Annotated in this window: 1 pseudogene; it reads right to left on the reverse strand. The window is 62.5% G+C overall.

The window, feature by feature from the left end:
• Nucleotides 1–371: pseudogene (locus EIK80_RS25155) on the reverse strand (fuconate dehydratase); the annotation flags it as partial.

The raw sequence follows: 371 nt of genomic DNA on the forward strand, positions 1-371 counted from the left end.
GAGCTTGATCTGCTTGAAGCCCTTGACCTGCGTCTCCTCCTTGGCGAGGGCCACCATCTTCTCATCCGAGTAGCCGAGCCAACCGGGAGCGGTTGAATAGCCGGGGTAACCGACCTCCAGCAGGTGCTTGATACGCTCGGCCTTGCCCTTCTGACCCTCTTTGAGAATCGCAACGGCTTCCTCAGGGCGCAGGGCGTCGGTCATGTAGCGGAAATCGAGCGTGGAGACCAGCTCCTCCGGCTCCATCTCGCCCAGCAGCAGCCACAACGGCTTGCCCGCACGCTTGGCCTTGATATCCCACAACGCGGAGAGCACCGCGCCGATGGCCATATGCTCCACGCCCTTTTCAGGGCCAAGCCAACGCAGCTGGG

Source organism: Caulobacter sp. 602-1, from assembly GCF_003931565.1.
In the GTDB taxonomy this organism is placed as follows: Bacteria; Pseudomonadota; Alphaproteobacteria; order Caulobacterales; family Caulobacteraceae; genus Caulobacter.